Source organism: Flavobacterium maritimum, assembly GCF_040049085.1.
GTDB classification, from domain to species: Bacteria; Bacteroidota; Bacteroidia; order Flavobacteriales; family Flavobacteriaceae; genus Flavobacterium; species Flavobacterium maritimum.
In genome coordinates this window covers 50,376-75,418 of record NZ_JBDLZY010000008.1, presented here as the reverse complement: position 1 = coordinate 75,418, position 25,043 = coordinate 50,376, and the positions used below count along the sequence as shown (strand labels likewise).

26 protein-coding genes are annotated in these 25,043 nt (G+C 34.8%); 7 read left to right on the top strand and 19 right to left on the bottom strand.

Translation table 11 applies throughout. The features are described 5' to 3' along the window. Positions 1 to 270: 270 nt before the first annotated feature. Positions 271 to 447, bottom strand: a complete 177-nt coding sequence (locus ABEB23_RS16885) for a C1orf53 family protein (RefSeq protein ID WP_348813846.1) — start codon at positions 445 to 447, stop codon at positions 271 to 273. A 118-nt stretch (positions 448 to 565) separates the two neighbouring features. On the opposite strand from ABEB23_RS16885, the gene ABEB23_RS16880 reads away from it, so the two are divergent. The 6 genes from ABEB23_RS16880 (at position 566) to hemL (ending at position 6,363) form a co-directional block, all read left to right on the top strand. Then, positions 566 to 901, top strand: a complete 336-nt coding sequence (locus tag ABEB23_RS16880) for a hypothetical protein (protein WP_348813845.1) — start codon at positions 566 to 568, stop codon at positions 899 to 901. Between the two features lie 250 nt (positions 902 to 1,151). Next, positions 1,152 to 2,279, top strand: a complete 1,128-nt coding sequence (locus ABEB23_RS16875; RefSeq protein ID WP_348813844.1) for a hypothetical protein — start codon at positions 1,152 to 1,154, stop codon at positions 2,277 to 2,279. 91 nt (positions 2,280 to 2,370) lie between these two features. After that, positions 2,371 to 3,090, top strand: coding sequence for a porin family protein (locus ABEB23_RS16870; RefSeq protein WP_348813843.1), 720 nt, complete (start codon positions 2,371 to 2,373; stop codon positions 3,088 to 3,090). Between the two features lie 197 nt (positions 3,091 to 3,287). After that, entirely contained in the window at positions 3,288 to 4,184 is an 897-nt protein-coding gene (locus tag ABEB23_RS16865; protein ID WP_348813842.1) for a 1-aminocyclopropane-1-carboxylate deaminase/D-cysteine desulfhydrase, read from the top strand. Further along, on the top strand, positions 4,177 to 5,046 hold the full coding sequence (locus tag ABEB23_RS16860) for a glucosaminidase domain-containing protein (RefSeq protein WP_348813841.1): 870 nt from the start codon (positions 4,177 to 4,179) through the stop codon (positions 5,044 to 5,046). The genes ABEB23_RS16865 and ABEB23_RS16860 overlap by 8 nt, the downstream gene beginning before the upstream one ends. A 30-nt stretch (positions 5,047 to 5,076) precedes the next feature. Beyond that, positions 5,077 to 6,363: a glutamate-1-semialdehyde 2,1-aminomutase gene (hemL, locus tag ABEB23_RS16855; protein WP_348813840.1), complete on the top strand. Its 1,287-nt coding sequence runs from the start codon at positions 5,077 to 5,079 to the stop codon at positions 6,361 to 6,363. Positions 6,364 to 6,400: 37 nt separating this feature from the next. On the opposite strand, the gene ABEB23_RS16850 is transcribed toward hemL, so the two are convergent. The 18 genes from ABEB23_RS16850 to ric form a co-directional block, all read right to left on the bottom strand. Then, complete coding sequence (locus ABEB23_RS16850; protein WP_348813839.1) at positions 6,401 to 6,835, bottom strand: DUF4890 domain-containing protein; 435 nt, start codon at positions 6,833 to 6,835, stop codon at positions 6,401 to 6,403. Positions 6,836 to 6,907: 72 nt separating this feature from the next. After that, positions 6,908 to 8,440: an L-aspartate oxidase gene (gene nadB / locus ABEB23_RS16845; protein ID WP_348813838.1), complete on the bottom strand. Its 1,533-nt coding sequence runs from the start codon at positions 8,438 to 8,440 to the stop codon at positions 6,908 to 6,910. Further along, positions 8,440 to 9,369, bottom strand: coding sequence for a quinolinate synthase NadA (gene nadA, locus ABEB23_RS16840; RefSeq protein WP_348813837.1), 930 nt, complete (start codon positions 9,367 to 9,369; stop codon positions 8,440 to 8,442). The genes nadB and nadA overlap by 1 nt, the downstream gene beginning before the upstream one ends. A gap of 417 nt (positions 9,370 to 9,786) precedes the next feature. After that, positions 9,787 to 10,848 (bottom strand): AI-2E family transporter, encoded by a 1,062-nt coding sequence (locus ABEB23_RS16835; RefSeq protein WP_348813836.1) that lies wholly within the window; start codon positions 10,846 to 10,848, stop codon positions 9,787 to 9,789. A 460-nt stretch (positions 10,849 to 11,308) separates the two neighbouring features. Next, positions 11,309 to 13,825, bottom strand: coding sequence for a magnesium-translocating P-type ATPase (gene mgtA, locus ABEB23_RS16830; RefSeq protein WP_348813835.1), 2,517 nt, complete (start codon positions 13,823 to 13,825; stop codon positions 11,309 to 11,311). Between the two features lie 427 nt (positions 13,826 to 14,252). Next, on the bottom strand, positions 14,253 to 14,585 hold the full coding sequence (locus ABEB23_RS16825; RefSeq protein ID WP_348813833.1) for a hypothetical protein: 333 nt from the start codon (positions 14,583 to 14,585) through the stop codon (positions 14,253 to 14,255). A gap of 204 nt (positions 14,586 to 14,789) precedes the next feature. Continuing rightward, positions 14,790 to 15,206, bottom strand: a complete 417-nt coding sequence (locus tag ABEB23_RS16820) for a DoxX family protein (RefSeq protein WP_348813832.1) — start codon at positions 15,204 to 15,206, stop codon at positions 14,790 to 14,792. A gap of 172 nt (positions 15,207 to 15,378) precedes the next feature. After that, positions 15,379 to 15,552 (bottom strand): hypothetical protein, encoded by a 174-nt coding sequence (locus ABEB23_RS16815; RefSeq protein ID WP_348813830.1) that lies wholly within the window; start codon positions 15,550 to 15,552, stop codon positions 15,379 to 15,381. A 142-nt stretch (positions 15,553 to 15,694) separates the two neighbouring features. Next, a complete protein-coding gene (locus ABEB23_RS16810) occupies positions 15,695 to 16,729 on the bottom strand; it encodes a DUF481 domain-containing protein (RefSeq protein WP_348813829.1) in 1,035 nt (344 codons plus the stop codon). 265 nt (positions 16,730 to 16,994) lie between these two features. Beyond that, complete coding sequence (locus ABEB23_RS16805) at positions 16,995 to 17,732, bottom strand: hypothetical protein (RefSeq protein WP_348813827.1); 738 nt, start codon at positions 17,730 to 17,732, stop codon at positions 16,995 to 16,997. Between the two features lie 20 nt (positions 17,733 to 17,752). Beyond that, the gene (locus ABEB23_RS16800; protein WP_348813826.1) at positions 17,753 to 18,187 is read right to left on the bottom strand and encodes an RrF2 family transcriptional regulator; all 435 of its coding nucleotides are present in this window, start codon (positions 18,185 to 18,187) and stop codon (positions 17,753 to 17,755) included. A gap of 53 nt (positions 18,188 to 18,240) precedes the next feature. Continuing rightward, a complete protein-coding gene (locus ABEB23_RS16795) occupies positions 18,241 to 19,476 on the bottom strand; it encodes a hypothetical protein (protein WP_348813825.1) in 1,236 nt (411 codons plus the stop codon). 48 nt (positions 19,477 to 19,524) lie between these two features. Next, positions 19,525 to 19,968: a hypothetical protein gene (locus ABEB23_RS16790; protein ID WP_348813824.1), complete on the bottom strand. Its 444-nt coding sequence runs from the start codon at positions 19,966 to 19,968 to the stop codon at positions 19,525 to 19,527. 13 nt (positions 19,969 to 19,981) lie between these two features. Then, positions 19,982 to 20,446 (bottom strand): hemerythrin domain-containing protein, encoded by a 465-nt coding sequence (locus tag ABEB23_RS16785; RefSeq protein ID WP_348813822.1) that lies wholly within the window; start codon positions 20,444 to 20,446, stop codon positions 19,982 to 19,984. Between the two features lie 59 nt (positions 20,447 to 20,505). Continuing rightward, positions 20,506 to 21,195, bottom strand: coding sequence for an anaerobic ribonucleoside-triphosphate reductase activating protein (locus ABEB23_RS16780; RefSeq protein WP_348813821.1), 690 nt, complete (start codon positions 21,193 to 21,195; stop codon positions 20,506 to 20,508). Beyond that, positions 21,176 to 21,343: an anaerobic ribonucleoside-triphosphate reductase gene (nrdD, locus tag ABEB23_RS16775; protein ID WP_348813820.1), complete on the bottom strand. Its 168-nt coding sequence runs from the start codon at positions 21,341 to 21,343 to the stop codon at positions 21,176 to 21,178. Before nrdD ends, ABEB23_RS16780 begins: the two co-directional genes overlap by 20 nt. Before the next feature lie 59 nt (positions 21,344 to 21,402). After that, positions 21,403 to 23,520, bottom strand: coding sequence for a ribonucleoside triphosphate reductase (locus ABEB23_RS16770; protein WP_348813819.1), 2,118 nt, complete (start codon positions 23,518 to 23,520; stop codon positions 21,403 to 21,405). Between the two features lie 41 nt (positions 23,521 to 23,561). Continuing rightward, positions 23,562 to 24,293, bottom strand: coding sequence for an iron-sulfur cluster repair di-iron protein (gene ric / locus ABEB23_RS16765; protein WP_348813818.1), 732 nt, complete (start codon positions 24,291 to 24,293; stop codon positions 23,562 to 23,564). Positions 24,294 to 24,599: 306 nt separating this feature from the next. On the opposite strand from ric, the gene ABEB23_RS16760 reads away from it, so the two are divergent. Then, on the top strand, positions 24,600 to 25,034 hold the full coding sequence (locus tag ABEB23_RS16760) for a c-type cytochrome (protein ID WP_348813817.1): 435 nt from the start codon (positions 24,600 to 24,602) through the stop codon (positions 25,032 to 25,034). The last annotated feature ends 9 nt before the right edge of the window (positions 25,035 to 25,043 follow it).

Sequence of the window (25,043 nt, the reverse complement as noted above, 5' to 3'; positions counted from 1 at the left end):
AGATTTTAAGATCGGTGGATTATTGAGTTTATCAACTCAATAAAGCACATCTATTAATCTATTTTGGTTGTATTTATTTTAGATTTTTTCGAACAGTTGAATAATCTAAAAATCGAATAATCATTTTTTAATTAAAATAAAAAACTAGGGATACCGTATATCCGACCTGTGGTAGGATTTATGAATTTTGATTCTGTATTTCTGTAAATGAATGTCCATTAACGGTTTTATATTATTTTAAAATCGCATTTTTTTTCGGTTGAAAACTGCTTACTTTTTAATTTCTCCTGTTTTCTTGTCATATCCATACGGACAGTGACGACAGCCACTTTTGCAGCAATAGCCTCGTTTTAAATGGTATTTTTCGGTAAAGCATTTATAACCTTCGGGCGTATAATAGAAATCTTCACCTTCTATTAATTTATTTTCATTACTTTGTTCTATCATGCTCGCTTTATTCTAGTCTAAAATGTTTTTGCGTACTTTAGATAATGCTGTCTGTGTGATTATGGTTTTCATTAAATAAAGCAGTTTTGCCATTACAAATTTATACATTTTATAGCGAATGTTTCTGATTGTTGCTAAATATTTAATTCCGAGAGGATATCGTGGTTTAGCGGTATTTCCATTTGTGCTTGTGAAATATAAGTTTGATAAAGAAAATAAGGTTTTTGTAAATCACGAGAAAATACACCTTCGTCAGCAACTTGAGCTTTTAGTAATTCCTTTTTTTATATGGTATTTCGTAGAGTTTTTATTTCGCTTCATGCAATATCGGACTATTGATTTAGCTTACAGAAACATCAGTTTTGAGCGGGAAGCTTATGCTAATGAAAACAATTGCGATTATCTGAATGCAAGAGTTTTTTTGTCCTCATTGCGTTATTTGAAAAACAAATAGTCCCCTAAAGTTTTATAATAATAAAAAGGAGTCAGGTGGGCTAGGTTAAAGTCTCTTGTTTAGTCGGTTACTTGGTTTTTTATGGAATAAATAGTAGAAAAAATCTGTTGTTTTTTGGTGATAAAAAAGGGTTATACTGCTGATTTTTATCTGAAAAGTATTATTTTTACATGTAGATATTTATTGCGCATAATTCAAACGTTAAAAGTGATTGAATAAGGTTTATATATGAATACTTAAAGAAATAAAAATGGAAATGAAATTTTACAAATTTATCATTGCAGTTTCTATGTTTCTAGGTGTGCAAGCTTATGGACAAGTGTATAGTGATAAAATAGTCGGAAAAAAGAATGAGGCGGTATTAGACAGTCTTAAAGCACAAGAATATCCCTATTCGCTGCCTATATGGGGAGACAAAGCCACAAAGAAAGGATTTCAATTGCCTTATTCGGCAGGAGTGTCTGTGAATTATTTTTGGCAGGAGTCTGATCTTATTATTAATAATTTGCAGGTAGGGTTTAATAATGGGCCTAAATATAATTTAGACGAAATTATTCGATTTAATGATGCTGTTGCGACTGCCAATGCTGTTAATATTAGGCCAGATATATGGTTACTCCCGTTTTTGAATGTTTATGGTATTATCGGAAAAGCCAAAACCTCCACAAATATAAAAGCGGGTTTATGGGTTCCTGATGCAGAGAATAATTGGACAGAAGTGGCTAATTTCGGATCTAAAGCTGATTTTGATGCGACTACACTCGGAATAGGTTTTACACCTACAATTGGTATTGGAGGTGGCTGGCTTGCTCTTGACATGAATGCAACCTGGACTGATATAAGCGCATTGGAAGAACCTGCTTTTATATTTGTATTTGGACCTAGAATGGGCAAGACTTTTAAATTTAACAAACCGGAAAGTAATATAGCTGTCTGGGTGGGTGGTTTCAGGGTGCATATGAAAAGCGAAACGAGTGGTTCGTTGCTATTAGAGGATGTTTTGCCATTAGATGATGCACAGGCAAAAGTGGATAATGGTTTAGAGAAAGTGGCTGAAAAACAAGTTGCCGTTGATAACTGGTGGAATGGATTAAGTAATGTCGAACAAGCAAATCCGGCTAACATTGCTAAACATTCAGCGGCAGACAGGGCTCTCGAAGCTGCAGGTGGTTTCTTGTCAGCTGTAGATGGCGCTCTTAGTACGGCAGAGACTTCTTCGGTTCAATATTCTTTAGACAAAGCGCCTAAGGATATGTGGAATTTTATAGTTGGAACGCAATATCAGTATAACAAGCATATTATGTTTCGGGCTGAATACGGGTTTTTAGGTACTCGTCAACAATTTATAGGGGGGATACAGTACCGTTTTGGTCTATAAGAAACACTTGGTGTGAAGTCGCCATGATAATCTGAAATACGAATATTAATAAAGATTGATGATCGATTCCCTTTAAAAATATTTTATACCAATGAAATACAGCCTCGTTATAGCCCTACTGTTTTACACCGTTACAGTTAAATCGCAGGTTCTGATTTCCCTGATTTTTGGGGAGAAACTGAATTCGCCCAATATTGAGTTTGGACTGGAAGGAGGAGGAAATTTTTCAACAATTTCAAATCTTGAAGGGGCTAAATCTGATTTGAGTTTCAATCTTGGTTTTTATTTTGACTTTATGCTCAAAAACCCCTCTTGGATAATCAATACGGGGGTTATTGTTAAATCACCAATGGGAGCAGACGGATTAGCCGTTTATTCATTAAATAACGAAGATTTAGATAATGTATTTGAAGGAGGAACTGTTGATCGGGAGATAAGGTATTTCAATGTGCCCATTTTAATAAAATATAAATTTCAAAATAATATTTTTGTAAAAGGAGGGCCTCAGTTGGGTTTGTTGAGTAGAGCTTTTGATGAGTTCAAGAATGAAGTGGATGGGGAAGATGTTGTATATAAAAATAATATAAGAGATCAGATTCATGTTATTGACGCCGGATTAGCTCTTGGCTTGGGATACCATTTAAAAGGTGGAAACGGAATGAACTTTGGGTTACAATATTATTATGGTTTGGTGCCCCTAATGAAAGGAGATTCCAGTCCAAATCAGTTTAATCGTTCTCTTTATTTTACTGCCGGAATCCCAATAGGGAAGGGAGCTGCCGCTAAAAAAGCTTTGCAGGAACAGAAATAAGTACTGCTCTTTGAAAGACTGATAAAAGTATATTTGTCGCTTTTGTAGTTTGATTTAGTATAAGGTTGTTAATTTGGCTTTTAAAATTTTACTGTTTTACAGAAAAAGTAAGCGTTGTTTAATAGCATTTCAGTTTCTTTGCAAATGTTTTTTTAATCATTGTTAACTGCCATTTAATCTTCAAAACACAATAACTTTTGAACCAGTTTGTCACTATAGATTTTCCAAATTCAATTTCGGTTTATATCAAGCGCGAGGATTTGATTCATCCTTTTGTTTCCGGAAATAAATTTAGAAAACTAAAATACAATTTGCTTCAGGCGAAAGAAGAGAATCAGACAACACTGCTTACTTTTGGCGGAGCCTATTCCAACCATATCGCCGCTGTGGCGTATGCCGGTAAAGAAAAAGGTTTTAAAACCATTGGAATTATTCGGGGAGATGAGTTGAGAGAAAAAATTTTGGAAAACCCAACTTTATTATTTGCCCAAAACTGTGGTATGCAATTCGAGTTTGTTACCAGAGAGGCGTATAGGTTAAAAAACGAAGATTCTTTTATTGAAGACTTAAAACAAAAATTCGGGTCTTTTTATTTAGTTCCCGAAGGTGGTACTAATGAATTTGCTATTAAAGGCTGTCAGGAAATCTTGACCGAGGAAGATGCTGCTTTTGATTATGTTTGTTGTGCAGTAGGAACTGGCGGGACTATTTCCGGAATAATAAACAGTATTTTACCACATCAAAAAGTTTTAGGATTTCCTGCATTAAAAGGCGATTTTTTAAAAGAGGAAATTCGTAATTTTGTCCAGAATGAGAATTGGGAGTTAATTACGGATTATCATTTTGGAGGTTACGGAAAAGTAAATTCGGAATTAATTGCTTTCATCAATCGGTTTTATAGGACGACCCAAATTCCTTTGGATCCTATTTATACTGGAAAAATGGTTTTTGGCGTTATAGATTTAATAGAAAGAGATTATTTTCCTGAAAACTCAAAAATTTTACTCATTCACACTGGAGGAATTCAAGGTGTTCAGGGAATGAATATAAAATTAAAAAACAAACAATTACCAACAATCGATATCTATGATTAAAAAAATCCTACTATTATCCATCCTACTGATTTTAGTTAGCTGTACTAGTTCGAAACCGGTAATTATAACTAAAAAAGGAGTTTCCCATAGTCCTAAAAAAGAAGTAGCTAAGACTCCAACAAAATCCGGAGCAAAAACAAAACATCCCAAACAGTCACAAAGTAATTCGACTACTGAAACAATACAATCCACTTCAAAGACTGTTGTGACCAGTGATTTGATTAACGGGTACATTTTTCATTACAAAGAGGTTGCTATGGGTAACATGAAAAATTATGGTATTCCTGCAAGTATTATTTTGGCACAGGGAATCTTGGAGTCAGGGGCAGGATTGGGAGATTTGGCGGTAAGCGCTAACAATCATTTCGGAATAAAATGCCATAAAGATTGGACGGGTGAGAGTGTTACGCATGATGATGACTCTGATCAGGAATGTTTCCGAAAATACAAAGACCCGGCAGAATCTTTCAAAGATCATGCTGTGTTTTTAACTGGAAGAAGCAGATATGCCACTTTATTTGCTTTGCCAAAGGGCGATTATATAGCTTGGGCCAAAGGTTTAAGAGCAGCAGGTTATGCTACAGATCCTAACTATCCAGAAAAATTAATCAACTACATAGAACGTTATAATTTACATCAATACGATAATCAGGTTTTAGGAAAAGAGTATGTTATTAATGCCAATCAAACGACCAGACCTGTAAAAACAGAAATTCAGGACCTTTCTTTATACGAAGTTCAAAAAGGAGATACATTATACTCCATCTCAAAGAAATTCAACTTATTGGTTGATGATTTAAAACAAAAAAATAACCTTGTTGAAAACGCACTTTCTGTTGGTCAGAAACTAAGAGTTAAGTAAAACATTTCAATTATAAATCATAAATTTAAAATGATATACCAAAGAAGCAGTCAGCTTTTTGCTGAAGCGGAAAAAGTAATTCCGGGAGGAGTAAATTCACCAGTAAGAGCATTTAAAGCAGTTGGAGGTACTCCAATTTTTGTTAAAAGTGCCAAAGGAGCTTATTTGTATGATGAAGATGGAAATCGGTTAATCGATTATATCAATTCATGGGGGCCAATGATTTTGGGGCATGCTTTTGAACCGGTTGTTGAAGCGGTAATCGCGAAAGCCAAATTAGGAACTTCTTTCGGAATGCCAACGGAATTAGAAACCCAAATCGCTGCTTTAGCAGTTGCAATGGTTCCGAATATTGACAAAATAAGATTCGTTAATTCGGGAACGGAAGCTTGTATGAGCGCCATCAGGTTGGCTCGTGGTTTTACCAAAAGAGACAAAATTATCAAATTTGCAGGTTGTTATCACGGTCATTCTGATTCGTTTTTGATTCAGGCGGGTAGTGGAGCGGTTACTTTTGGAACTCCAAATAGTCCTGGTGTAACTGCAGGGACGGCAAAAGATACTTTATTGGCAAGATATAATGATCTGGAAAATGTGGCCGCTTTAATTGGAGCTAATAAAAATGAAATTGCTGCTATAATTGTGGAACCTGTTGCTGGAAATATGGGTTGTGTTCCGCCAAATAAAGGATTCTTGGAAGGCCTACGTCAATTGTGTACGGATAACGGAATTCTATTGATTTTTGATGAGGTAATGACCGGATTTCGATTGGCTAGAGGGGGTGTTCAGGAATTGTTTAATATAAAGGCTGATATTGTTTGCTTCGGGAAAGTAATTGGTGGTGGTTTGCCTGTTGGTGCTTTCGCTGCCCGTGCCGAAATCATGAATTATCTGGCTCCATTAGGCCCTGTTTATCAAGCTGGAACTTTATCTGGAAATCCATTGGCTATGGCTGCAGGATTTGCAATGTTGCAGGCTTTGGATAATGACCGTGCTATCTTTCAAAGATTAGAAGAAAAAACAGCTTATTTAGCTGCCGGAATTGATAAAGTGCTAAAAGCAAATAATGTTGTTTTTACCATCAATCGTATTGGTTCTATGGTATCCGTTCATTTTGATGAGGCTCCGGTAGTTGACTTTCAGACGGCCGCTAAAGGGGATAATGAAACATTCAAAAAATTCTTCCACGGATTGTTACAAGAGGGAATTTATATCGCGCCATCGGCCTATGAAACCTGGTTTATTACCGATGCTCTTACATACGAGGATTTGGATTATACGATACAAGCAGTCGATAAAGTGTCTAAAACTTTTTAAGCAAAAAAAACTTCCGATTTATATCGGAAGTTTTTTTTTACTTTTTCATTTCGCATCCTCCTTCATGTCCTCGATGCCCCCCTCTTTGATGATGATTTTCTTTCATCGCATCCCATTTTTCAAGTTGTTCGGCAGTTAAGATAGTTTTCATTTTAGCTTTCATGGCAATTTGCTCATCCAACATCTTGTTTTTCATTGCAAAACGCTCATCACTTGTTGGTTTGTCCTGTTTTGCTTTTTGTTCCGCTTTTATTGCTTCTCTTTTGGCACTTTGTTCAGCAATAACTTGTTTTACCTGCTCTTGTTGTTTTGCATTTAAGTCCAATTCTAATGTCATCTTTTTTAACATCAATTGATTTTTTTGTTCAGGAGTGAATTTTTCCATCTCTTGTCTCGAAGGTCTTTCTTTTTTATCTTGAGCAAAACTGGTCATTCCAAGAACTAATACTAGGGCAACGATTAAATTTTTCATTTCTATATTTTTTTAAGTTACAGAAATAAGACCGCAATAGTAATCAAGGGTTTAAGCGTTAACAAAAGTTTATTATTCTGCGGATTTGAATTTTACAAAACCGCCACGATTTTCTTTACGTTCAATAGATTGCTGAACGATTAAATAGGCAATTGCCATCATATTCAGCAATTCGTAAAAAGCAGCATTGATTCGATGGGTTCTGCCAATTTCTTCCATTTCATTTTGCCAATGCAAAAGTTGTTTTTTTGCCGCTGGTAAATCGGAATCATAGCGAACGATTCCAGCATTTTGACGCATTAAGAGCTGTAATTTGGCTTTCATCGCATTCAGATAGTCCAAATTGATTTCGGGCAGGTCTTTTAACGTCCGATCTGAAATAACAGTATTTTGTTTTTTGTTCGTCAAAGGAGTACTCGATAAATAATTATAAATTTTATCCGAATAAACTAATGCTTCTAACAGGGAATTTGATGCTAATCGATTGGCGCCATGCAATCCGGTTCGGGAGCATTCGCCACAAGCAAATAAATTTTCGATAGAGGTCTTTCCATTTCTGTCCACCACAATTCCGCCACAAAGATAGTGTTGTGCAGGAACAACAGGGATCCAGTCTTTGCTAATATCTATTCCAACGCTCTTACAATGCTCATAGATCATGGGAAAGTGTTTGGTAAAGGCATCTAAATCTAAATGAGTGCAATCCAAATACACACAATCATCGCCTGATTTTTTTAGTTCCAAATCGATGCTTTGCGAAACAATATCTCTGGAAGCTAATTCATTTCGGTTATCATAGTCTTGCATAAAACGATACCCGTTTTTGGTTCGCAAGTAAGCGCCGAAACCACGAACCGCCTCCGAAATTAAAAATTTTGATCCGGTAGAAGTATCGTACAGTGCAGTGGGATGGAATTGGATAAACTCCATTTCCTTGATGGTAGCATTTGCCCGAAAGGCCATAGCAATTCCGTCACCGGTCGCAATAACAGGATTGGTGGTATGTCCGTAAAGATGCCCGATTCCACCTGTTGCCAATAAGGTGATTTCCGATTGGTAAGCGGTAATTTCATTTGTTTTCTGATTCAGAACATAAGCCCCTAAACAGTAGTTGTCTTTCGTAATTAAATCAATTGCAAAATGATGATCTAAGACGGTGATATTTTCTTTTTGATTGACCTGCATTAAAATGGCACGTTCAATTTCGTGTCCGGTCTGGTCTTTATGATGGACCACTCTGTTTTCCGAATGCCCGCCTTCTTTGCCTAAATCAAAATTTCCTTCGGCATTTTTATCAAATTTGGCTCCCCATTCAATAAGTTCATTTAGTCGTTCGGGCCCTTCGGTAACGACCATTTTGACTACGGCTTCATCACACAAACCGTCACCGCAAATAAGGGTGTCTTCAATGTGCTTCTGATAAGAATCTTCATCTTTATCTAAGACAATGGCAATTCCGCCCTGCGCATACTTAGTGTTAGATTCGTCCGCATTAGCTTTGGTTACGATAGTGACTTTTTTATCCGGGAAGCGATCCGCTATTTTTATGGCAAAAGTCAATCCGGCTACTCCTGAACCAATGATTAAGTAATTGGTAGTAATCATTATTTTGATAATTCAAGCATTCGCTCAATAGGAACTAAGGCTCTTTTTCTAATGTTTTCCGGAACAATTATTTCGGGTGTTTCATAAAGTAAGCAATCAAACACTTTTTGAAGGGTATTTATTTTCATATAACCACATTCGCTGCAAGCGCAAGTATTGTCTTCTTGCGATGGTGCCGGAATCAATATTTTATTAGGTACTTCCTGTTGCATTTTATGTAAAATTCCAGCTTCGGTAGCTACAATGAATTTATTGTTTGGATTGATTTTTACATAATCAATCATGCCCGCCGTAGAACCGATGTAATTGGCTGTAGCCAAAATGTGGGTTTCTGATTCAGGATGGGCAATAATTTGGGCATCAGGATTTTCTTTGTGTAACTCAATCAGCTTGTCTAATGAAAAAGCCTCGTGAACCACGCAGGAACCGTCCCAAAGTAGCATGTCTCTTCCAGTTTTACTGATGATGTATTTTCCCAAATTTTTGTCCGGTGCAAAAATGATAGGTGTTTCTTTTGGAATGGATTCGACTATTTTTAAAGCATTTGATGAGGTACATACAATGTCGCTCAAGGCTTTGATTTCGGCAGAACAGTTAACGTAAGTAATGACGATATGATCGGGATGTTGATCAATGAATTTCTTGAATAAATCTGGTGGGCACGATTCAGCTAAGGAACAGCCAGCTTTTAAATCGGGAAGAATTACTTTCTTGGTTGGATTTAAAATCTTGGCAGTTTCGGCCATAAAATGCACACCTGCAAAAAGAATAATATCGGCATCCACTTTCATGGCTTCTTGTGATAATCCTAAACTATCACCCACATAATCTGCAATATCCTGAATATCCGCTTCCTGATAATAATGGGCTAAAATAACCGCATTTTTCTTCTTTTTCAATTCTAATATTTTCTCTTTAAGACTTTTCATTCCCTTATGGTTTGTTTTTTAGTGGTTGAAAGTGAGTGATTCTTTTGGTAAAAATCTCCAGATTTGAATTCACTTTTATAACTAATTTGTTTCAAGGACGTAAAAGTATTTTATTCAAAATTAATAAGGAATGATAATTGTCATTTTTTTTAGTTATTGCTTTAGTCTTTAAACAGCAAAACCGGCCTAATCATTTCTTATTAGGCCGATTTCAATAGTTTTTTAAGAGAGCGTATGCTTTATAAAGGGATGACTGCTTGTTGTATTGAGAAGAAAATCTAATATTTCTGAAGCTACTCCTCTTGTTATAATTTCTTTCTAAATGGCTAGGAGTTCTAAATCTGCGAAGAATAGTTAAACCAAGTCCAGCCAGTTTTTGATTATTGAGTAATTTTAAAGAGTCTTACAAACAAAGTATCATTTTTGTTCTTCTAAATTATCGGAGTTAATCCATCCGATAAATAATTTATAGCCCAACGACATGATGATTGCTCCGGTAAAGAGTCCAATAAAGCCAGAGAAAATGAAGCCGCCTATTACACCTATGAAGATCACCAGCATTGGGACTGGAGCGTCCTTGCCAAGTAATATTGGCTTGAGAATATTGTCTGATAAACCAGCCAATAAAAGCAGTATGGTCCATATAATGGCAGACGTTGTATCTTTGACTGAAAACATATAGATTATAATTGGCAGTGTTATAATTACTAACGGAATTTGAAGTATGCCTAAAACAAGCACCAGTAATGTCCATATTCCCGCATAAGGAATACCTGCGAGTAAGAATATGATTCCGTGTAAAAGAGCCAGTATAAGAGCTACCCCGATAATCCCTTTTACAACATTACCAACTGTCTTGAGGGAAACATCAGCAAATTCATCACCTCTTTCACCAGCTACTTTTCTAAAAAATTTACGCATGGATTCACCTGCTCCGCCTACAATTAATAAAATCCCTGCAATGATAAGTGATATCATAATCTGAATTAGACCACTGGCAGCACCTAATATTCCTTTGCCTAATTTGCTTCCAAGATCGATAAGCTGGTCTTTGTATTTGATAATACTTTCTTCCAGATTATCAGACGCAGAGTGCCAGATTTCATAAAGGTTATTTCCAATGACTGGCCATTCTTTAACCTTTTCGGTAGGAGGAGGGATTGTCAGGGTACCATTGTCATAACTTACTTTGAGTTCTTTAACTTCATCAACAAGAGAACTTATCAGCAAGCCGGTAGGGACGATAACAATGAGGAATATGGAAAGCACGATAAGGGAGGCTGCAAGTTTAGGTCTTTCGCCCATCTTTTTAGATAAACTATTATGGAGCGGATACATTGCCAGAGCCAGTATGAAACTCCATATCATAATATTGATAAAAGGATGCATAATCATGAGGCACCAGGCAATAATTAATAATAGGATAAAGAGCCTGATTGTAATGTCGTAAACAGAATTGTTTGCAGATTGATTTTTCATAAATAGATAGTTTTTATTTGTAAACTTTATTTGTCTTAAGAGTATTCTAGGTTTTCTTAATCATGGAACCATAAACAAGTTTTCAGTACTAGTATGGGTATTTCTTTATTATATGCCAAAAGAAAGCAAGGATGTTTTTTGATTTTTTTCAAAATACAGTGTGTTGTAATAATGAAGATTGATTTTGTGAGTTTGAGCCGTTTGACCACAATTATTACAATAATGTCCTTTGAAATTATTATAGCAGTTCTTACAGGTAATATTCATTTGGAATCATTTACGGGTTCTTATAAAACCTTAGATAACAGTCTTTTCTGGGCTTTATTTGTAGTAAATATATGCGATTTAACGGAGATAAAAAAATGTTTTTTCTTTCAAAAAAATCCGTTTTACGGCTTATAATCTTACTTTTCTGTCTAGGACCTTTTTTAAGTAAAAACAGACTCTTTTTAAAAACAATTTAGGTAGTATGGTATTTTTTAAAAAACCATACTTTTAAGACATCTGCTGTCAGTATATAAATCGTAACAATAAATAACATAATGGAAAGGTTTAACAGTGGCAACGGTGTTAAGCCAATTTGGCTGGCGATAGGCAGATAGGGGAGTCCAATAGTAAGGACTAAAGCGATGGCGCTTAAAATAAAAAGGTACTTTCCGGGTTGGCTTTTGAAAAAGTTTTTGTGTGTTCTGATAATGAAAAGTATAAAAAGTTCAGAAAGCACCGATTCAATAAACCAAGCTGTTTGAAATTCAGATTCTTTAACTTTCAGCAGATACAAAAGCGTGAGAAAAGTAATAAGATCAAAAAATGAACTATGGATGCCAAAAATAATCATATAGTTTCTGATTAATTTTAGATTCCATTTACCAGGTTTTTCCAGTTGTTCTTCATCTACATTGTCTGACGTGACGGTAAGAAAGGGGAAGTCCGTAAGAAAGTTAGTAAGCAATATTTGTTTGGGCAGCATGGGTAAAAAAGGTAATATTAATGAAGCTGCCGCAACGCTGCACATATTGCCAAAAGTAGAACCAGTACTGATGTATAAATATTTTAGTGTGTTTGCAAATGTTTTTCTTCCTTCTTTAATGCCATCCACTAGTACCATTAAATTTTTTTCCATTAATACAAAGTCTGACGCTTCTCGGGCTACATCTACTGCATTTTCTACAGAGATGCCCACATCGGCTGCATTTATAGCCGACACATCATTAATGCCGTCTCCCATGTAAGCAACGGTATACGTTTTTCTTAATGCAAGAATGATACGTTCCTTTTGTTGCGGTTCCACTTCGGCAAAAATGTGAGTCTTTTTTACTAATTGTTTTAATGCCTCAGGACTGGTTTTAAAAAGTTCTTTACCCGTCATTATAACAGGCTTTTTTATGCCAATATTCAAGGCAATTGATTTAGCCACGTTTTGATTGTCGCCAGTTATGATTTTTAAACTAACTTTTAGTTTTGTAAGTTCGGCAATTGTTTCAATAATACCGGATTTAACCGGGTCATTCAGTAGAATGAAGCCTGCAAAAATTAAGTCCGTTTCAATATCTTTGGAAATCGAGCTTGTTTCAATTGTTTTATAACAGATGCCAATGGCTCGTAAACCATTTACTCCAAATTGTTCAAAGTTTTTTTCTAATTCTGATTTGTGTGAGGCAATATCGTCAATGCTTCCATCGCTTAATTTTATTTTAGAACAAATGCTTAGTATTTGTGCAAAAGCGCCTTTGCTGATTAATAGTTTTTCTTTGCCGGTATTAATAGCAATGCTCAATCTTTTTCTGATAAAATCATAAGGCACTTCACCTAATTTTTGAGGGCGAATAGTTGAATCAGTTTTTAATTGTTTTAATGCATCATCAATCGGATTGGAATAACCTGTTTCAAAAAGGGCATTCCAAACGGCAAGTTGTTTTACATATTCATCTTCCTTTCCATATCCATCCACTAATCCTTGTACTTTAATGGTTCCATCTGTGAGGGTACCCGTTTTATCCGTACATAATAAATTGACTTCTCCCAGATTTTGAATAGAAGAAAGTTTTTTTACAATTACTTTTTTGCTTAACATTCGTTTTGCACCGGCACTCATCGCAATGGTTGAAATGGCGGGTAATAATTCAGGAGCCATGCCAACAGTTAATGCCAATGCAAAAAGTGCTGAATCTATAATGTCTTTGTTATTTAATAAATTAACAACCAAGATGAAAAAAGAAAGTATTAGGGTTATTCTCATTAGGAAAAAACCAAAGTCTTTTATCCCTTTTTCGAAAGCGGTTTCAATTGTAGCTGTAGCACTTCGTGCGATAAGGCCAAATATTGTATCGTCGCCTGTTTGAATAACCAAAGCCTTTGCGTTTCCACTTACGATATTGGTTCCTTCCCAAAGACAATTTGTTCTGTCTGCAAGTTCTGTCTGTTCATCCAGTACACCTACTTCTTTTCTGACGGGATAGGATTCTCCTGTTAAACTGGATTCATTGGCATGTAATTCGTTTGCTTCAATAATAATGCAGTCGGCGGGGATCATATCGCCCGCATTCAAAACAATGAGATCACCTGTTACGATATGTTTTGAAATAATTTCCTGTGGTTGTCCGTCCCTGATGACTGTACTCTTTAACGAAATGATGGATTGGAGTTTTTCTACAATCCTACCGGCATTTCTTTCCTGAATAAAACTAAGCAGACCTGTTGATATAACGATGAAAAGAATTATGAATACATCGGATGTGTCACCTAAGAATGCTGAAAGAATAACTGCTCCTATAAGCAGCAACATGAGTGGACTTTTGAATTGGCTTAAAAACAATAAAAAATCTTTTTTAAAAACCGACTTGCTTTTAGGATGGAGCCCTGCTTGAAATAGGATTTTATCAGCCTCGATTTTAGACAAACCTTGCTCAGAACTATTTAGTTTTTGAAACCAATATTGGGGGTCAAAATGCCAAAAATTATTTGTTGTGGTTTGCATGAGGTCTATTTCTATCTTTATTATTAGCCAATCTGTTGATTAATTGATTTATCTTGTAGGATAGTGTTGTATAGTTATTTTGCAATTACTGCCATTGGAAGGCGGCTAAATGTGATTTTGGTCTTTGTAATGAGATTTTTTTATTTTAGAATACTAAGTTACTAAAAAATAATGGTTCTATTTTTAGGTAAGTAATTTACTGATAGTGTTTTGACTGTGTTTTTCTGTTGGTGCTATAAAATATACTGCCGCCGCGTACCGCTACCATGTTGTTTAATTAACACGTAACTTTATAGGTTTAAGAAAAGAGTAGTTGCAAAAAATGGAAGTTTCATTTTTTGGAAGAAAAAAGAATCTATATAAGCTCGATTATAGTTTTGGTAAATCTAAAAATCTAATGATTAGAAAGGCAAAAAAAGGAGCTCTTTTAGTGAATGTAAATTTCAATATCCTTATCAGTAGTAATCACTTGTCCGATTTCATTGAAATTCAATTTTTTATAAATAATATTGAAAACTGAATTCTCAAAATGGGTTTTATAAGCGATTTCTTCATCTTCAAAATGAAAAGTAATAAAGGTTGAAGTATCCATTTTGCTTTTCATTTCGTCATTAAAATAATCATTCTGGTTATTCAATTCAATTCCGAAATATTCAATATTGGTTAAATTATCACCTATTAAATCTTTTACAAAATCGATTATTTTGGTTGAAGGTATCGCTATTTTTGGCGTGCTAAGGATGAGGGCATGTTTAATCATTATTGGGCATTTATTTTTTATAAATATAATGAATAATGGCAAAGTGGAAAAAGAGAAAATTAATTATTTTTGAGTTTTAAGTATTTTAATTAGTTCAATTAATTAGAATTTGTTCTTTTATAAGTTTTCATACCTAAAGCAGAAAAGGTAAATTTATTTTTGTCTGTGCTTATAATTGTGTTCCTGTGTTTAAAACAGCTGTAATTAGGAGGTTACATTATCTGTACTAGCCGATTGTTTAATTCCTTTCGGAAACATAATAGTCAATAGGACGAATATCAGTAAAAAATTAAACTCAACACCATTTCGTCCACCACCAACTACAAACCAACCCTCTTTAAGGTGAACTAAAAAAATTCCTGTTATCAATATTGCAATAGTAATAATTGAGGCCCATTTTACATATTTTTCGAATAGTAAGCAAAAAGCAGCTGCCACATGTGATAATTTGATACACCAAGCCAGAAATACGCCATAGGGAGCAAAGCCTATTTGATTTAAAAATAAATTTCCAAAATCATTGATTCCGTTGTTAAACATTCCGGACAAGCTATGAACCAAGAGAATTATGGCTACCGCCAAGCGAAGTAAAAAAGTGCTGTTAAATGTTTTTAGACTCATTCGGTTTTTTTTTGTATTTATTGTTAAAATGGATACTTAGATTGTGCTTTTATTCGATCGTACAGATTTTAATCCGTTACTGTAAAGATTAGAATTTTTTATTCTTAAAATTACAAAAAACACACTTTTTTATTATTGGAGTGATTTAGTTCTGAAAGGAACGGACGACAATTCAATTGTCATTATCCTCATTTGAATCACTTTCTTCTTCCGGTTGTTTTTTGTAATCATTGTTCAAAAATTGAGTCAATTTTTTTTTGTCCCTTTGATTTTTCTTAATGATAAAGACGATTAAAATAATTAAAAAGACTACCACTATGCTTATAAGTACCCAATTGATTTCCATTGCTTTTTGTTTTTAAATTATACAGATTTTAAATTTTTTATTATAAATATTTTAGAGACTTTTTTATTTAAAAGTATAAAAAATATAGACTCTATTTCCGCTTCCTTGGTTTGCAATTCGGAGGAAGTTTTTTTAAAGACTATTAGAATGTATATCCGATTGAGGTAATTACACCCCAGTCTTTCTTTGCTACCGCACCGCTTGTCGGCTTATTATCCGTGCTGCCGTATAATTGGAGGTTAAAAAATAAGTCTCTTATGATTTCATATTTTGCGGCTAGATCATATTCAAATCGGATACGATTGCTTATGGTAAGGGAAGGATAACATTCAAAATTTCCTGTAATGTCTATTTTGGGATGACGGTATTGGAACCATTTGCATTGCGCGCCGAACAAGGCTTCCATGTTATTTGAAATTACAGTTGTATTAACTGTTTTTTCATGATTCACAACTAAACCGGAAATCCCATATAATCGTACTGAATTGGTTCGCACAAAATCATAACCACCCCCTAAACCGCCTTGCAGCCTTAGATTAAGGTCAAGTTCAGTGTTCTGTTGTCCTTGTGCTGATGCCCTGGCAAACCACTTGTCAGGTAAAAATTTGGTGATTCTAATCCCAACATTATTATTGCGCGAAATATCATCAACGTCTCCATTGTTGGTTAATATGCTACTCCAATTAAAGCGGGTGGAATAATTGGTAGTTCTGTGTGTGGCTTGTAAATTTACGCTATACTGAAAAACATCACTCGCCTTAGTATAGCTCAAGCCCAGATCAACTGAGCCATCGATTTTTTGAAAAAAGGTTTGTTTAATCCGCGTAATCTGTACAATATCCCACAAGGGTTTTGAAATCGTATCAGTTGCTGTTACAATATTGAGCGTGGCAGAAGTATTCGATTTTAACAGACTACCAAAATACCTATAGCCTGAGTTTGTGCGCATTTCAAAATGCTTTGACGAATAAATAGTATTGATCTTATCGAATTCTATGTAGACAGAGAGCATGGCGTCCGTGCTTAAAGTCAGCAGGCCATATTCAAACCTTTTTAACTCTCCGGTAATCCTGTCTCCATTTTTTAAGTAAATGGTGTCATTTTTTTGTGCCTGGACACTGAGAGTGAACCCTAAAAGGAATATAAACCAGACCACCCCATTTTTAAATAATTCCATATCAAATAATCATTTTCATAGACGAAAGCAATTTCAGTAGTTTTATTTAAGTTTAATCCAATCAAAGCCAAATTTGATGACGACTTTGGAAGAATTATATGGTTTGTGTTTGATTAAACCATTCATTAGTGTGTTAAAGTTAATGAATTAGTTTTTAAGTATTTGTGTTTTTTTAGAAGGTTTTTTCGCAAGGACTGTGTTGGAATTTTTTAAGTAAAAATCCTTTCTTTTGCTAGTGTGAGCGGAATGCTCTCATCAATCGATATTATGCAAATATTAGCTGCCTGCAGTAATGATTTTCGAATGTTAGGTTGTTTTTAACTAACCAATTTTCTAAGCTTTCTTCGAATGGTAAAAATACTTCGGTAAGATTCAAATCAGTGGCATTGTTCCAATTTGTATCAAAATCTTCAACAATTTGAAATAAGTCTTTATTCAGCAATTTCATTTCTCTCAGGTAGTTTTGACATTTTTCTTTATCTTCATCAACCACATTGTTCATTAAAGACAAAGAGTGCCCTATGAATTGATGAATATATTTGGATTGTTTGCCATTGGATGAAAACCCTTTTTTAATACAATCCAAATCGTGTTGATTAAATGAAATTCTCTGATTGACAAAGTTATATTCTGAGAATCCCATTTCTTTATAAATGGGATACATCTTTTTGTGGGAACAAAAATTATATAAATGCAAAATCAAATCACTCTCGACCAATAAAATTCCCATTGAATTTTCTCCTTTTATACTGTATATTAATTCAGGATATGGAGATAATCCTAAATAATCCAAATATACGTGTAACAGCTCATGTGTAAATGATTCATAATCGATAGTTGTATTTGGAGTGATTATCGTGGCAAAGGTTCCGTCTGTTTTTCCGCCCCAAGAGTATTCTAATGGATTATAAATAAAATTGAACTGATAATTTGGTTCAAGTTCATTCCAAATTTTTTGATTCTGAGAATTAATATATTTCTCTATTTGATTGGTTATGTCCATTGTACCTTCGAGATTAAAAATTAATACCTTAAAAAAGTATCACCGGATTTAATCCCAAGCGCCAATTCCTCAAGATTGGTGTTTTCGAGCATGTGGGCCAATTCATTTCGGATTGATTTGAATTTTTCATGCACCGGACAGGGATGTTCTTCGGAGCAATGATGCAATCCCAGACCACAACCGGTAAAGACGCTGTCTCCTTCGAGAGCAGTTACAATTTGCGAAAGTTTGATCTCGCTCATAGTTTCTTTTGGAATTTCAAAACCACCGCCTACGCCTTTGATGGAATGGATGATATTATTTTTGGAGAGTATTTGTAGAATTTTGGCCGTAAAAGCCTCAGGAGAATCTATTTTTTTTGCAATATCTCTCAGTCCCACTCTGTTGTCCTGATATGATTGGGAAGCTATAAAGATAGTGGCTCGGATACCGTATTCACAGGTTTTAGAAAACATATTTAGTTTTTTACAAATTTATTGAATTAAGTTTCATTCTATTATGATTATTATCATTCTTTCATCAGTTGTACTTCACTTATAGATCGTGATTGTGTAACGAGTTTTCCAATAATAATCATCAAAAGTCCGGCGGGTAAACCGATACTGGTAAAAAAAAGATTTTGCTGGTACATAGGCATTGGCCCTTTATCAAAAAAGAAATAACCTCCTTGGATGAATAATAACATTTCGGTTCCCACAAAACCCAATAAAAATAGTGAGAGTCCCCAGTTTATCCAGATGCTTTTTCCGTTTATGAATTTGTTTTGCAAGGCAAAACCCAATAAAAATCCTGTGATAATCCCCAGCATTGTTAAATGGATGTATCCAATGACAAAGTTCCTTATTTGATGGGATATCTGATCCAGTCCCGGTAGTAAAACCACCAATTGAATTCCAATTTTTAATGCTAATGAAAACAGGGCAAATCCATAAACGATTTTTTCAATCTTTTTTAAAGATGAAAAGAAAGTTTGAAAATGGGGTTTACAAATTTTCACGAATACTAAAAAAGCGGCCAACTGCAAGATAACTCCTAAGCTGTTGATCCAATAAAAAATAGGATTACTCAGATACCAACTTACGGGCAAAGCTAAGGTCAAAATGGTTGCTGTTACTAATAATTTATAGAAGAAGTGAAATTGTTTGTCGTCAATTTTAGCTTTCAGCTGATGAAAAAATAAAGCTAAAACGGCAAACATAAACCAACCGTTAAATTGAAAATGCAAAAAGAATTGAATAGCAATTTGATAAAAAGCACTCGCTTTTCCCATTAATCCTACCGCGGGTCCCAAACACCAAACACCTATAGTCGATAAGACCATGAAAAATAATGCGGTTCTAAGCATTTGTTTTTCCGGGAGAGAAGAAGCTTGGGCATCTTTCCAGATCAATCTGCAGAAAAAGTAACTGCAAAAAATATGTAGAGTAGAAAAGGCAATCGAAAGCATGGCATATCCTTCAACAGGAAAACGAACCATCATACCCATAACAGCGACCTGCGTAACCCAAAATAATCGGTTGTAAATGGGTTTTTGTTGCGTTTCTTTAGGAACGAAAAAGTGAACAATCAAACTGTACAACATCAAATACACCCAGCCCAACATGGCAACATGTGAATGACCATGTAATAAAAACTGAAAATTAACCAATTCGACGGGAGCAACATACATCAAACGAAGTAACAGCCCCATCAATGCAGCAATAAAAAAATTAATAAAACAAATTAAGAACCAATGCTTCTTCATAATCAACCTCTAAAATGGATTTTAATTTTTGTGTGTGTAAAGGGTTTTTTATTTGAAATATAAGGGATATTCTTCTAAATAAGCGGAGATTTCTTTTTTTATTTCTTCTTTGTTCGTTTCTTCAATGGTATTGATTTTCCATTTCAATGGTAGCAAATAATTATGCAGTTGATTGTGTGATTCCCCCTTCATTGTGCAATTTTTAAAAATCAAAGCAAATTCAGCGTCTAATTTTTCTTTTAAAACAGATGCGCTTTCATCTGATTTAGAATCGGAAATGATTTGCTGTAAGGCTTTAATCCCAGCAGTAGTTTCTGGATTAGCTTCCCACAGTTGTCCATTGTTTAGACTCACTTTGGTAGGGGTGTTTTTTGGTACTTCTGTAGCTTCTTTGTTTGGAGATACTTCTGTAGGTTCCTTAGCTTCTTTGTTTTGGCAACATAGAAAGCTGATGGACAAAAGAAATAATACTATTGCATTTATTTTTTTCATTTTTAGTTTCATTTTATTTCCAAAAAATGTCATCTTCTTTTTCTACAAAAGTTTCTCTGGAATGAATTTGATTAATTTTTGCCAATTGTGCTGCCGTTGCAATTTTCTGAATTGCAGCAAATAAAATTCGTTCCTCAAAACGGATGTGCGTTTCTAGTTCTTTTTCGAAAAGTTCTAAAGATTTTTCTAAATTGGAACAGTTTTTCAAAATGTATTCTAAGCGACGGTGTTCCGTGATGGCACGTTTTACAAGTTCATTGTCGGCATCTAAAATGGGGAAGAGGTATTTTTCTTCCAATTCATAATGAGGTTTTAAATACGAACTAAAAAACCAATCGGTATGTGCTTTAATACGTTTTGGATCTACTTTTTTAGCTAATCCTGTTCGTATTTTCCAACACAACTGTAATCCGTGATGATGATCGTGGCTTAAGGGCTGTAATTCTGGAGCTCTCTTTAAAGGTCTGTCTGAAATCATTGTATTAAATTTTAAATTATTTTAAAAAGAGGTGAACAGGAAGTGGCTATTCTTCATCATCAACCTCTAAAATGAACTTTAATTTTTTCTGTAGAAAGGTTTTCATTTTCTAATTCCCGATTGGAATGCCACAATTTTTCTAAAGTGGCAACGCCATTCACAAAATGCTGTATGTAATAATCGCCGCTGTAATTATTGGTTTCTAAATAAGCGATCATCGTGCGCATGTCTTTTTTTGAAATTAAATCCGAGTGAACCGTGGTGCGTACTTCAAAGGCGAGCTGACTTTTAAGTAATAAATGCAATGATTTTTCGAACGGATCAAAAAGTTCCGATTGTGTTATTTTTTGAAACTCGGAAGGCATAGCTTTAAAGTCTAAAGATACAAAATCAACCAGCTTGTTTTTAATTAATTCTTTTAAAACAGTTGGTTTAGAGCCGTTTGTGTCAATTTTGACTAAGAAACCCATTTTTTTGACTTCGGCAATAAGATCGATAATGTTTTTGTGCAACAAACATTCTCCTCCACTGAAAACAACTGCGTCTAATAGGTTTTTTCTCGAACGAAGAAAAGTAATTGTTTTTTCGAACGAAATGGTTCCTTTTCCTAACACTATTTCAGGGTTATAACAATATAAGCAACGCATGTTACAGCCTGCAAACCAAAGAATGCAAGCTGATTTATGCGCATAGTCTAATAACGTAAAAGGCGTTATATTGTAAATGGGTTTACTGACATTTTCCTTCATTGAAATGGGTGCGTTGTCTGTGTTCTCCTTTTTTTCCAATATTGAAACTTTCTACAGGTCTGTGGTAGCCCATAACTCGGGTATACACCAAACACTTAGTTCTTAAATGTTGATTTTGTTCTAAAATCGGATGTGTGGCTGTTTTCATATATTTAGGTTTTTTGGTTGAGAGTGCTTAATTATAATGTTGGTTTTTGAATTGTCGTCTTAGTCTAGAGAATGTAAAATGAAATTGTCTTTTTCTTTTTCAATTAATGCATCGTCACATTTTGGACAAAATTCATGTTCTCCATTCAGATAGCCATGTACTGGGCACACGCTAAACACGGGAGTCACGGTGATGTATGGCAATTTGAAATTAGAGATTACTTTCTTTACAAATTGTTTACAGGCTTCCGGAGAGCTTATTTTTTCGCTCATATACAAGTGCAGAACGGTTCCGCCGGTATACTTGCATTGCAATTCGTCTTGTAAAAACAAAGCTTCAAACGGATCCTCGGTATGATCAACCGGTATTTGTGAACTGTTTGTGTAATAAATATTGTCTTCTTGTCCAGCTTGATAAATATCGGCAAAGCGTTTTTTATCTTCTTTGGCAAAACGATACGTTGTTCCTTCGGCTGGTGTGGCTTCCAGATTATAGAGATTTCCAGTTTCTTCCTGAAATTCTTTCATTCGGTTACGAATATGGTCCAAAACTTCCGATGCAAATTCAATTCCAGATGGTGAGGTTATCGCATCTTGTTTTCCAGTGAAGTTCACAATCATTTCATTCATTCCGTTGACACCAATAGTTGAAAAGTGATTTCTGAAATGTTGTAAATATCGTTTGGTATAGGGATATAAACCACGGTCATACATTTCCTGAATGAATACTCTTTTTTTCTCTAAAGTCGATTTGGAAAGATATAACAGCTTATCCAATTGCAGGAACAATTCGGGTTTGTTTCCTTGAAACAGATAACCCAAACGTGCCATATTGATGGTAACCACTCCAATACTGCCAGTCATTTCGGCACTACCAAAAAGACCATTACCACGTTTTAATAATTCGCGTAAATCGAGTTGTAAACGACAGCACATGCTGCGAACGGCATTAGGTTTGTAAGCATTTGGATTTTCTTCTTTATTGCCATTTTCATCCAATACATATTGGCTTCCGATGAAATTCTGGAAATAGGAGGAACCAATTTTCGCTGTATTTTCAAAAAGCAAATCGGTATTTTCTCCATTCCAGTCAAATTCTTCGGTAATGTTTACTGTTGGGATAGGGAAGGTGAAAGGTTGTCCATTAGCATCTCCTTCGGTCATTACAGTATAATACGCTTTGTTGATGAGGTTCATTTCCTTTTGAAAATGTTCGTATCGCAAATCAGTCAATTTGTTAACGCCTCGTTCCCTGGCTCTCATCAAGAGATCGTATTCAAAATTTGATTCGAAAAAATGCAGATCATTCTTAGTTGGGATTTGTGTTTTCAAATCTTCCGGTACTACCCAGTCCAAAGTGATATTGGTAAAAGGCGATTGTCCCCAACGGGCAGGAACATTTAAATTATAAACAAAACTGCGAACCGCTTTCAATACATCATCAAAGGATAAATCGTCCTTAAAAACATAAGGAGCTAAATAAGTATCAAAGGAACTGAATGCCTGCGCACCTGCCCATTCACTTTGCAAAATTCCAAGAAAATTAGCCATTTGTCCCAAAGCTTCCCTAAAATGGGAAGGAGCTTTGCTTTCGACACGACCACGAATACCGTTAAAACCTTCGTTAAGCAATACACGTAAACTCCAGCCGGCACAGTATCCTGTCAAACAATCCAAATCATGAATGTGAATATCACCATTTCGGTGTGCATAGCCTTCTTGTTTGGTATAGACTTTATCCAACCAATAATTGGCTATGATTTTACCTGCAACATTGTTGACTAAACCCGCATTGGAATAGGAAGTATTCGCATTGGCATTAATGCGCCAATCTGTTTGTTCTATATATTCTTCAATGGTTTGAGAACTGTCAACATAGGTGGTATCCTCATTCAATCCATCAATATGCTCGCGTTGCAATTTGCGTGTATGTCTGAACAACATAAAGGAACGCATTACTTCAAAATATTGTTTCTCAAAAAGTGTTTTTTCGATCAAATCCTGAATTTCCTCAACAGCCCAAGTTTCTTTGGATTGTAATCTGTCTGTAATGGTTTCAAAAACACTTTCATCTAATGCTATGTTGACGCTGTTGAAACTTTTTTCAATGGCATCCTTAATTTTGAAACTTTCAAAGGGTTTGTATTCGCCGTTTCTTTTGATAACATATTTTTCCATAGCATTTGATGATTAAGGTTTATATTAGTTGATTTTGTCTTTTATAGTTCTGGTGAAAATTTTTTTTCTAAAACCGCTGCAGCCGGGAACAAAATATTGTTTTCCAAATGAATGTGTTTGTGAAGATCCTCTTCGAATTCGGCCAACATGGCAAAAGTCACACGATAAGTATTGCAGGCATCAGCAGGTGGTGTGTAATCATTAGTTAGCAAAGCAATTTTACGAAAACGCTCTCCTTCAGCATCATGCTCGTTCATCATCATGGCAATTGGATTTGCAACAGTACCAAAATGCGGTTGTTCGATGAGTTCATCTGTAAGAGTTGCTTTAACCATTCTTTTGATGAAAGGGAATAAAATCAACTCTTCTTTTTTCATATGTTGTGCTAATTCACCGGCACAACCAATGAATAGTTGGTTGATTTCGAATAATTCAGGATGGCTTGCCCCGTGCACTTTACATAATTTGGCTAAAAAGGGAAGGATAACATTTGTTTTCTCTTCTACATAACGGTGATGTGTTTTCTCAATATAGTCCGCTAATAAATCCAACGGCCATGATTTAAAATCGATGCTGTTGTCATTTTTTGTAGCCAAAACAGAATTTATCTCATCCATTATTGTATTGGTATCAACGTCTTTTTTTTCACAAGCTTCATCAATAGTTCGGTTCCCTTTACAGCAAAAATCAATTCCGTATTTGGAAAAAACGGCTGCCGTTCTGAAATCTTTTGCTACATATTCACCTATTGTTGTTCTCTCTAAAGTTTCCATAATGATTGTTTTTAATTAAAATTTATTCTACAAAAATAATCATTATTTTGAATAAAAGACAAATTTATCCTTAATTAAATTTATTATTTTATTTTTTTTGTAACTAGATAGAATTCAATAGTATGTAATTTTTTTTATTTCTTTTTTGGGTACTATAATTTTACAAATAAAAAAAAATGCACAACATGACTTTTATCATGTTTTAAGGTTTTTTTAAGGTTTTAATTTGCAGTAATCAAATAAAAGACAATTTTGTCCTTTATTTAAAATTAAGTAAAATTATTAACTAGTAAAAAACTGATACTTATGCTTTCAAAATCACAGGCAAGAGCATTTTTTTTGGGAGGAACCTTGGTCACCTTTTTAATCTTTATAGGATTGACCGTTTACTCATTCATGCCCAGAAATGATCAAACGAACTACGTCAAGATTGACAAACATGTAGTGCGCGGAAAAGAAATTTGGGAAACCAACAATTGTATGGGATGCCATTCCATTATGGGAGAAGGAGGATACTACGCTCCCGAATTAACAAAAGTACTTGACCGAAGAGGCGAGGGATATGTTAAAGCAGCTTTAATGTCTCCAGTTCCTTGGGCTCCAAGTGGCCGAAAAATGGTAGTCTATAATATGAGTGAAAAAGATGCCGATGCAGTAGTTGCCTACTTAAAATGGATTGGAAAAATAGATTTAAATGGTTTTGACCGTGTGGTTTCTCCATTAGCCAAAGAAAATAATTAAAAATAAGTA